Source organism: Bradyrhizobium sp. GCM10028915 (genome assembly GCF_042666195.1).
Lineage (GTDB): Bacteria > Pseudomonadota > Alphaproteobacteria > Rhizobiales > Xanthobacteraceae > Bradyrhizobium > Bradyrhizobium canariense_D.
The window spans coordinates 1-9228 of sequence record NZ_JBHTFN010000015.1 but is presented as its reverse complement, the minus strand read 5'-3'; the positions used below and the strand labels follow the sequence as shown (position 1 = coordinate 9228).

Here is a 9228-nt window from a genome sequence, read left to right as displayed (position 1 = left end):
GTCACTTGGCGGCAGCCATCGGCCTGGCCCTTATCGAGAACGGATGGCGCGTCCTCTTCACCCGCACCACCGATCTCGTCCAGAAGCTCCAGGTGGCGCGGCGCGAGCTCAATCTCGAGGCCGCCATTAACCGCCTCGATCGCTTCGACCTCCTGATCTGCGATGATCTTGCCTACGTCACCAAGGACCAGGCCGAGACCAGCGTGCTGTTCGAGCTCATCAGCGCTCGCTACGAGCGGCGTTCCATGCTGATCACCGCCAATCAGCCCTTTGGAGAGTGGAACAGGGTCTTCCCGGATCCTGCTATGACGCTCGCCGCCATCGATCGCCCCGTTCACCACGCCACCATCGTCGAGATGAACGTCGAAAGCTATCGCAGGCGCACCGCGCTCGAGCGGAAGCGTGGTCCAGGGCAACCATCCTCGCACGCGACACCAAAAACACTCGCTGATTGACGCTCCGCGACAATCAAAGCGAACAAAACTCTTGCGCGCGACAATCATCGCGGCAATCATCACCTCGCCGCGACACCCACTCGCCATCCTGATTGTCGCGCGCTCCCCATCCAGATTGTCGCGCTATATCCCAGGTTGCAGATGGCCCAGCAGCCGACGTTATGGGATGCCGAAGAGCAGCCTTACCCGCAGCACGCGCCCTTTCCGTGCTCTTGGATGGGCGGGCACGGCGTGGTCCCGTAGGAGCAAAACACACAGCAGTCTCCCGGCTTGGGCTTGAGCCGCGTGCCGCAGCCTGCGCAATCATAGAAATACTGGCAAGCGTCGGTCGCCATGGTCTCTGTGGCCTGATGATGGCAGGCGGGACAAGTCAGGGTCGACTGTAGCTGCATGATGTCCTGTATGGGCAAACGGCTTGATGCGTCAGTTCACAACTGCACCCCAGTGGGCCATATTCCTGCGACGTCCGCTACTGGTCACGTCGTGGAGGCTGGATCGGTTCGTTCCGTTCGACACGCGATGGACCACTGGCAGACCTGCGGTCCATCATTTTCGTTTCGCCATTGGCTTTGCGAGCTCACGGGCGTTATCGACCAGGAGTTGCGCGACAGGGCTCAGTGCCCGATCCTTGAGAGTGACGATTCCGTTTGGCCGACGGGCTGCCGGCAATTCCACGGCCAAAATCCTGAGCGCCCGGCCCATGGTGAGAAATCTCAGTGCGGACGCCGGAAAAACGGTGATGAAGCGCCCCGTCTCCAACAGACTAACCCGCATATGAGGGGAATCTGTCACCACGGTGGCGCGAGGATACCCGAGCCCGCCGGCGCGAAAGGCTTTCTCTAAAATCGATCCGATCACGCTTTCGGGCGGCGGCAGCACCCAAGTCTCCTCCGCCAAGTCGGAAATTCGTATCTTGCGCCGCCGAGTCCACGGGTTCTTCGCTCCGGCGACTACGACGTACCGATCTTCATAGAGAAATTCGAAGTCCAGCCGTTCGTCGGTATTCGGGCCAGGACTTCGCACAACCAACAGATCAACTCTGCGTTCGGTCAGTTCTCGATGCAGCGGCTCTACATAGCCCGTGACGAGATGAAACGCGATCCGCGGATGGCGCCGCGAGAGCCGATCTATGAGTGCGGAAACGAAGCTTGCCGCCAGAAAAGGGGTGCTGCCAATCCGCACCTCCCCAGCGGTAGGGTCGGCCAGAAACTCGATACGCTTCACGCCCTGGCGGAGATCATCGAAAACGGCCGCCCCGCAGCTGAGCAGGGCGCGGCCGCATTCGGTCGGTTCGACTCCTTGCCGGTGGCGGTCGAGCAACCGAACGCCGAGCGCATGCTCAAGGTCGCCGATTGCTCTCGAAACGTTCGGCTGGGTGGTGTTTAAGATTCGCGCTGCCTTCCCCATGCTGCCGGCCTGCGCCACCGTCATGAGCACGTGCAGATCCTGCAGCCTCATTCGGCTTCCGATGCGATCGCTCATCAGCATGGGCTACCCATTTCCCGTTTGAGATGATCTCATCAGACAATAGCCTTAGCCAGGCATGACGGCATCAACTATGTTGGCCCTTCAGGAGCGGGCCGCATGGCACGGGAGGAGCGAGCTTGTGACACATTCCCGGCGCCAACTTTTCCATCTTGCTGCAGGTGCTGCAGCGCTTCCCGCGCTCTCATCGGCCGCTTGGGCGTATCCTTATCCCTCGCGACCGGTGCGTATCATTGTCGGCTTTGCCGCCGGCGGCCCGAATGACATCCTCGCGCGTCTGATCGGGCAATGGTTATCGGAGCGACTGGGCCATCCATTCGTGATCGAGAACCGGCCGGGCGCCGGTAGCAACATAGCAACCGATGCGGTGATACGCGCAGCTCCAGACGGCTACACGCTGCTCCTGGTCGGTACGCCGAATGCGATCAATGCGACGCTTTATGACAAGCTCGACTTCAGTTTCATTCGGGACATCACACCGGTCGCCGGACTGATACGTGGCGCCCTCGTCATGGTCGTACATCCCTCCGTTCCGGCCAAAACGCTTCCCGAGTTCATCGCCTATGTCAAAGCCAATCCCGGCAAGCTCTTCTATGGGTCGGGCGGCGTCGGCGGGATCACCCACATCAGCGCCGAGCTATTCAAGCAAGAGGCCGGAATCGACATTGTTCACGTGCCCTATCGCGGGATAGCGCCGGCGCTCACGGATCTGCTTGGCGGCCAGGTGCAGGTCCTCTTCACGAACATCGCCATATTGATTGGATATATCGGGACCGGCAAGCTGCGCGCGCTCGGCATAACGACGGCGACGCGCCTGGACGCGCTGCCTGACATCCCAACCGTAGGCGAGTTCGTCCCGGGGTATGAGGCAAGCTCTATCTTCGGTCTCGGAGCGCCCAAGAATACGCCCACCGACATCATCGACAAGCTCAACAAGGAGGTCAATGTCGCGCTCGCCGATCCAGAGTTCAAGACACGGCTTGCCCACCTGGATGGCACTGCGCTCGTCGGCTCGTCCGCCGATTTCGGCAAGCTCGTCGCCGACGAAACCGAGAAATGGGGCAGAGTGATCCGGCTGGCCAACATCAAGCCGGAATGAGAACGCCACCTGTTGCGAAGAATTGGAGCGAGTTGACATGCAGCCTCCGAACGTCAGATGTCGTCCATACGAAGTTGAACGTCGCGCCCATCACGCTGCTCGGCCCGGTTTCCGGATCGCCGAGATGCAGATCGGTCCGACCCAAACGATACCTTGGCACTACCACACGGAAGTTCAGGACACGTTCTACGTCATCGGCGGAACGATACGTGTTTTTACGCGAGAGCCCGACGAAGAGGTCTGCTTAACGGTCGGCATGACCTATTCTGTTCGTCCGGGGCGTCCTCACCTGGTCGCCAACGCCGGGGACATCTCGGCGGTATTCCTGGTCCTCCAGGGCATGGGCGAGCACGATTTTGTCCCGCTCACCTGATTGGTGGCTCGCCGTCGACTTCGGCAAGCTCTGCGGTTGACATCGGCGGTGCGCCAGGCGGCCCCGGCCTCGACATTCACCGACGCGGGTGGCTTCAGAGGCTCAAAGATGATTGGACGCTCAACCATGCTCGGGAAAGTCAGAAAGATTCGCTCGAGAGATGGACGCGAATTCGATTGCTATCTTGTCGCGCCAGAGGCCGAAGATCCAACTCCGGCGGTCGTGATCGCCTCCGCCATCCACGGGGTGGATGCCGACATACGGTGGATCGCCGATGGTTTGGCGGCACACGGCTTCATCGTCGCGGCGCCTGACCTGTTCTGGCGTTCAATTCCAGGCCCCCTTCCTCGGGACGACCATCGCGCGGCCCGACGCTCGCAGCCGCGTCCCGAACTCATCAAACGCGGTGAGGACGATATGGCCGACACGCTGACGTATCTCTGCACACTCCCGAACTTCAATGGACGGGCCGCGGCCATGGGCTTCTGCTACGGCGGCCCCTACGCGATCCTCGGGCCGAAGCGTCTCGGCTACGCCGCCGGCATCTGCTGCCACGGATCCCAGATGCTCGATTACGTTCAGGAGCTCGACGGGATTCGTGAGCCGGTTTGCATCGTCTGGGGCGACCAGGACAGCAGGGCACCGGCCGACGTGCTGGAGGCCTATCGTGCGATACCGCCGCGGATAGAAAACGTCGAGGTGCACATCTTTCCCGGGGTACTCCACGGCTACATGATGCGCGGAAGCAAGGCCTTTCATCCGGCGACACACAGTTTTTCAATGAAGCGGGCCATGGAGATTCTCCAAGGCCTCAGACTCTGACAGAGCAATCGCACCCTTGCCGTTGCTGATGCACCCGCTCAGCCACTTGAACGATCCTTCGTCGCTCAATTTCGTGGGCCCCTGCGGCAGCTTTCCACTACGCCGTAATTTCTCCCTTGCCGATGTCTCTGCGTCAACGTCGCCTCTTGTGCAAAGCAGTCACGATCTCCGTTGCGGCGGCTTCAAGATCGGGAAGGTACCGGGCCGCGAATGCTTCGATCGTGAAGGCTGTGCGAAGCCAAAGCATATTGATCGACCCGATCACCCGCCGGCCATCGCGCAACGGAACAGCAATTGCGAGTAGGCCGTCCGCATGCGGTGGGCCGCCATAGTAACCTCCGACATGCGCCGAATCTCGAGTCGCATAGCCAAGCGTTCGCACGTTAGCCAGAATGGCGTTCAATCGCTCAGGTTCACGAGCCAGCCGATCCTCCGGTTTTTTCGAGGAAATCAGGAGCGCAACGATGCGCTGGCGCTCGGCCGGGAGACAATATGCCAGATAAGCTCTTCCCACGCCTGAGTTCAGCCAGTTCACCGGCCAACCTATCCTTTCCTGCTGAAGCAAAAACGGACTTCGCGTCCGGTTTGTTTCCCTTATCTCCATGTGATCACCAGCCGGGACCATCAGGTCGGAAGGCCAGGATACCCGTGTACACAATCGCTCGAGCACCGGCGCGGCGGCCTCCGCGATGCGATCGCGATGCTCGCGGCGCGACTGCGGGTGCGAAAGTGTTGAACCGATCCGATAGCAACCATCCCCCAGCCGCCTCGTTACAACGCCCGCCCGCGTGAGGGTATGAAGGATTCGCAACAGGCTAGGCTTCGAAATAGCCGTCACGAGATACAGGTCATGCAGCGAGGAATCCGGTTGCATTTGTAACGCCTGGAGCACCCTCAGCCCGCGCTCCAGACCCTTGATGACCTGCGCCATTGCACGCTCCAGCATTCCGCAGTTCGGAACGTAGCATTCCGCATGTCGGAATGCACGTCGATTATGCTGGTCTTCGACGCCCGTCGGCTCGCAGGATGGCCGCACATCAGACGCGCTTTTTGAGCTTGAGAGACCTTCGGCATCACGGGAGAACGTCCATGCAGCAGAGTCTTCGCAAGGTGGGCCGGTGCTTAGGCTTCATCGTTTCGTTGGCACCCGCTTTGTCCGCGAATGCGGAGGGGGTCTTTCCCAACGGCACCATTCGCTTCGTGGCGCCGAATTCCGCGAGCACGCCGCCAGACATCATCAGCCGGATCATCGCAAAGCAGTTAACAGAGGACGAGCATTGGCGCGTGATCGTGGAGAACCGGCCGGGCGGCATCACCACAATCGCCGCGAATGATGTTCTCACGCAGCCAGCCGATGGGCACAGTTTGTTCGGCATGTCTGTACCATCGGTCGCGGCGCCTGCACTCGTACAGGGGATCTCATATGCTTTCGAACGGGACTTCGATCCTGTCATCAAGGCCTCGGTCTCCTACAACGTGTTGGTGGTCAATCCGTCGGTGCCTGCTACCTCGGTGAGCGAACTTGTCGCGCTTCTCAAAAGTCAGCCGGACAAGTTGACCTTTTCATCCGGCGGATTTGGCACACCGGCGCACCTGATCGGCGAACAATTCAAACTGCAGACCGGCACGCGCGCCCAGCATGTACCTTACGCGCAATTCCCGCAGGCAATCGGGGACCTTCTCAATGGCACGAACTCGTTCATGTTTGTGACGATGTTGCCGGTGGTCGATCTGATCAAGACGGGGAAGCTCCGTGCACTTGCCGTGACGGGCCCAAGGCGCGTGTCGGCTCTCCCAGACGTCCCGACCATCGTCGAAGCCGGCTTCGCATCTCTGGTGGTGGAAGACTGGGTTGGCTTTGCGGTAAAACGAGGAGCACCGAAGGAAACCATCGCGCAGCTAAATGCGGCCATCAACAGAGCGTTGCAAAAGACCGCCGTGCGCGAGGCATTTGCCAAGCTTGGCGCCGAGCCGGTCGGCGGCTCGCCTGAGGAGTTTGGGCAATTGGTCAAATCACAGATTCAGCATTGGAAGAAAGTCGTGTCTGATGCCGGAATTAGCGTGCAGCAGTGAGCACGCTCTTCCGCGTAACATTGCTTGGGACCGGGGTGCCGATTCCTCGGCCCGATCGCTTCGGGCCAAGCACCCTCATCGAAGCCGGCGAGCAGACTGTGCTGATCGATGCCGGTAGAGGCGCGACCATGCGACTGTTTGAGCTTGGCGTTCCCATCGGCCGTATCAACGCGCTGCTGCTGACGCATTTCCATTCAGACCATACGGTCGGCATCCCCGACCTCTGGCTGACCGGCTGGCTCAGCTCGCATTTCGCGGCCCGCAAGGGGCCCTTCCACGTCATTGGTCCGGTCGGCACTTCAACAATGATGCGGCACCTCGAGGCCGCCTACGCGCCCGATATCGAAATCCGGGTCGAGGACGAAAAGCTCGCCCGGGAAGACGCGGCAATCACGGTTGAGGAGTTCGACACTGACGGCCCAATCTATGAAGCGGGGGATCTACGCATCATCGCCTTCACAGTGGATCACGGAGAGGCCATCAAGCCGGCTTACGGCTACCGGATCGAATATCGAGGCCGTGTTGCTGTCGTGTCCGGTGATACCCGGTATAATGAAAACGTGGTTCGCTATGGCCGCAATGCCGACCTGCTGATTCACGAGGTGGCGATGGCCCGCCCGGAATTGCTCGCGATACCGCATATCCAGCGCATCCTGAACCATCATACGTCTCCGCAAGACGCCGGGCGGGTGTTCGCCCGTACAACACCCAAGCTGGCCGTGTTCACGCATCTGGTCATGTTGGCGAGCGAAACGATTAACCCGCCGTCCATCGAAGGATTGATAGCCGCGACCAGAGAAACCTACGCCGGCCCGCTAGAGGTGGGGGAAGATCTAATGAGCTTCCACATCGGCGACGAGATTGCCGTGCGGCGTTGGACTAACTCTCGTCAGGCGGATGCGCGGAAGACAAGCAGGGCACCCGAGTGATTTCATGAGTTCGCTCCAGGTCAAAAGCGGTGGCAGACGCTAAGCTGGATTGACGTCCGGTTTGCGCCAAACAGTCGACATGACACATCTTCATGCGACCTTCCGCTACGGGTCCAGGAGCAGACATTTGGACCAAGGGAAAGCCCCTCCCGAAAGGGCGGAACGATGAAGTAGGCATCGTTTGCAGCGCGCCGAAGGTGAAGCGCTTATACGGCCCCCCTAATCGTGATAGATTGCTAACGAGAGTTTTTCAGCCGCGTTAGACCACAAGGGTGGAGGCTTTTACCATGAAATTCAATTCTCCGTCGCTGGCCGTTGATGAATTCGCCAAAAAGAGAGCTGATGCACTGATCTTGGTTGGTCGCATTCTAGTTGCGTGGGTATTCGTTGGTAGTGCGTACGGAGCAATAACCAACTTCAGTGGCGCTGTCGGCTATTCTAAGTCGCTGAACCTTCCAGCACCTGAGCTGTTCACTCTGACTAATATCGCATTGGAAACGTTGATATCCATTGGTTTGATATTGGGCGTCGGTGCGCGCTACTGCGCAGTGTTGACCTTTGTCTTCGTGCTGGTCGCAACTGCTATCGCCCACCGCTACTGGGAATATCCGGCCGGTGCGCCGCAAATTGGTCAGTACAATCATTTCTTGAAGAATATCTCGATCATGGGAGGCGCGATGCTAATCTTCGTCACCGGAGCAGGCCGGTTTAGTTTCTTTCGGAAACTGTAGGCCCGACATCACTTCACCTTCACCTTGAAAGATCCATCGCGCGGTCGGCGGATGCGCTTGAATAGCGGTTCTAGCGCCGTCCTGAGGATGACGAGGAGAAGCACCAGCCACGTCGCAAGCGCGGCAAACCACAGCAGGATTTCCAATGTCTCAGGCATGATGATCTCAAATGTCTCAGGCATGATGGCCTCAAAATATTTTGGGGGGGCATCACTTGGCGACAGACCGCCAAGCTGCCGCCGACGTTGAATTCAACTGGTCGACTTCAGGCCGCGGTATTGGCCGTTTGTCTTTAATTGCCCGGCGGGGAGTACTTCCCCCGGAGCTGGCTTGCAGTTTGACGAACCTTGGCAATCTCGTCCTGCGTCCATAGCCTGATGAGGCTTACGTTATGAATGGCGCCGGATGCCACGACAGTGCCAGAAATCGCCGGTGCTGCACTGGGGTCGAGCACATCGAAGATTACCAAGACGCCCGGGCCTTCGGCAGCGGTGCTATACATTGATATCAATTTTCCGCCGGCGGCTTCGATGAGGTTCTTGGCCGCTTCGTACCGATTGGTCTTGGGATTTTCCATGATGCTGTTGAGAGATTTTGGTGTGTATTGCCCTGTCATACAAAAATGCATGGTGACTTCCTCCTCTCGGGGAATGTTCGAAAATTAAGGGTTTGCTTCGGGCTCAACAAAAACGGGCGGCTAAAGCCGCGTTGAGCGAAAGACCATAGACCCTGCCGTGGGCAATATACCGCTCAGAATGAACAGGCGTTCGGCACCACCCGCTGGCGGCTGGATATTTATCCTACATCAATTATTGCTCGTGCGGAAGAGATTCTGATGGTCAGGAGTTAGCGCGACCACCCGATGCATATCCCAATCCATGCCGCCAGCCGCGATAACGATCGTCTGCTAGACTGTATGTCCCCCCACAAAATGAGGCGACTCACCCTCGATGTTGCGACGAGGGTTGCCCGGATGGACCGGGTAGAGCCTCAAACAAGGAGGGCGAGTCGTGGGTCATCATACCGAGGTCTTTGTCGGAATCGATACGTCAAAATCGCGCAATGCTATAGCCATTGCCGATGGCGGCCGTGGCGGCGAGGTACGATATCTCGGGGAGTTTCCTGCCACGGAGGCAGCGATCCGAAAGCTGGTGGCCAAGCTTGCAGCGAAATGCTGTCAGTTGACGTTTTGCTACGAAGCAGGGCCAACAGGATACGGTCTCTACAGACTGCTCAAGAGCCTCGGCCATGACTGCCTGGT

At 59.1% G+C, this 9228-nt stretch carries 12 protein-coding genes and 1 pseudogene; 8 read left to right on the top strand and 5 right to left on the bottom strand.

The genetic code is table 11. The features are described from left to right. Window positions 1–455, top strand: a 455-nt coding sequence (locus tag ACFQX9_RS11485; RefSeq protein ID WP_377788560.1) for an ATP-binding protein, incomplete at its 5' end; no start/stop codon positions are given. Window positions 456–637: 182 nt separating this feature from the next. Here the strand turns inward: ACFQX9_RS11485 and ACFQX9_RS11480 are convergent. Beyond that, window positions 638–847 (bottom strand): GDCCVxC domain-containing (seleno)protein, encoded by a 210-nt coding sequence (locus ACFQX9_RS11480; RefSeq protein ID WP_377788558.1) that lies wholly within the window; start codon window positions 845–847, stop codon window positions 638–640. A 154-nt stretch (window positions 848–1001) separates the two neighbouring features. Next, the gene (locus tag ACFQX9_RS11475; RefSeq protein WP_377788556.1) at window positions 1002–1943 is read right to left on the bottom strand and encodes a LysR family transcriptional regulator; all 942 of its coding nucleotides are present in this window, start codon (window positions 1941–1943) and stop codon (window positions 1002–1004) included. A gap of 70 nt (window positions 1944–2013) precedes the next feature. Here ACFQX9_RS11475 and ACFQX9_RS11470 point away from each other — a divergent pair, with 70 nt between their 5' ends. The 3 genes from ACFQX9_RS11470 (at window position 2014) to ACFQX9_RS11460 (ending at window position 4234) form a co-directional block, all read left to right on the top strand. Beyond that, window positions 2014–3039 (top strand): Bug family tripartite tricarboxylate transporter substrate binding protein, encoded by a 1026-nt coding sequence (locus ACFQX9_RS11470; protein ID WP_377788554.1) that lies wholly within the window; start codon window positions 2014–2016, stop codon window positions 3037–3039. Window positions 3040–3076: 37 nt separating this feature from the next. Continuing rightward, on the top strand, window positions 3077–3412 hold the full coding sequence (locus ACFQX9_RS11465; protein ID WP_377788552.1) for a cupin domain-containing protein: 336 nt from the start codon (window positions 3077–3079) through the stop codon (window positions 3410–3412). A gap of 126 nt (window positions 3413–3538) precedes the next feature. Further along, window positions 3539–4234 carry a dienelactone hydrolase family protein gene (locus tag ACFQX9_RS11460; RefSeq protein WP_377788550.1) on the top strand — a complete coding sequence of 232 codons (696 nt, stop codon included), beginning with the start codon at window positions 3539–3541 and terminating at the stop codon, window positions 4232–4234. Window positions 4235–4367: 133 nt separating this feature from the next. Here ACFQX9_RS11460 and ACFQX9_RS11455 read toward each other — a convergent pair whose 3' ends face one another. Continuing rightward, a complete protein-coding gene (locus ACFQX9_RS11455) occupies window positions 4368–5165 on the bottom strand; it encodes a helix-turn-helix domain-containing protein (protein WP_377788548.1) in 798 nt (265 codons plus the stop codon). Window positions 5166–5323: 158 nt separating this feature from the next. Between ACFQX9_RS11455 and ACFQX9_RS11450 the strand changes: the two genes are divergently transcribed. The 3 genes from ACFQX9_RS11450 to ACFQX9_RS11440 all read left to right on the top strand — a co-directional run bounded on the left by ACFQX9_RS11450 (window position 5324) and on the right by ACFQX9_RS11440 (window position 7967). Continuing rightward, window positions 5324–6307 carry a Bug family tripartite tricarboxylate transporter substrate binding protein gene (locus ACFQX9_RS11450; protein ID WP_377788545.1) on the top strand — a complete coding sequence of 328 codons (984 nt, stop codon included), beginning with the start codon at window positions 5324–5326 and terminating at the stop codon, window positions 6305–6307. Next, complete coding sequence (locus ACFQX9_RS11445) at window positions 6304–7236, top strand: MBL fold metallo-hydrolase (protein ID WP_377788542.1); 933 nt, start codon at window positions 6304–6306, stop codon at window positions 7234–7236. The genes ACFQX9_RS11450 and ACFQX9_RS11445 overlap by 4 nt, the downstream gene beginning before the upstream one ends. Before the next feature lie 287 nt (window positions 7237–7523). Further along, window positions 7524–7967, top strand: a complete 444-nt coding sequence (locus ACFQX9_RS11440; RefSeq protein WP_377788539.1) for a DoxX family protein — start codon at window positions 7524–7526, stop codon at window positions 7965–7967. Between the two features lie 8 nt (window positions 7968–7975). Here the strand turns inward: ACFQX9_RS11440 and ACFQX9_RS11435 are convergent, their stop codons facing one another. Together ACFQX9_RS11435 and ACFQX9_RS11430 are read right to left on the bottom strand one after the other, a co-directional pair. After that, the gene (locus ACFQX9_RS11435; RefSeq protein WP_377788536.1) at window positions 7976–8149 is read right to left on the bottom strand and encodes a hypothetical protein; all 174 of its coding nucleotides are present in this window, start codon (window positions 8147–8149) and stop codon (window positions 7976–7978) included. Window positions 8150–8259: 110 nt separating this feature from the next. Further along, the gene (locus tag ACFQX9_RS11430) at window positions 8260–8595 is read right to left on the bottom strand and encodes a GYD domain-containing protein (protein ID WP_377788533.1); all 336 of its coding nucleotides are present in this window, start codon (window positions 8593–8595) and stop codon (window positions 8260–8262) included. Between the two features lie 382 nt (window positions 8596–8977). Between ACFQX9_RS11430 and ACFQX9_RS11425 the strand changes: the two are divergent. Continuing rightward, a pseudogene (locus ACFQX9_RS11425) lies at window positions 8978–9228 on the top strand (IS110 family transposase); the annotation flags it as partial.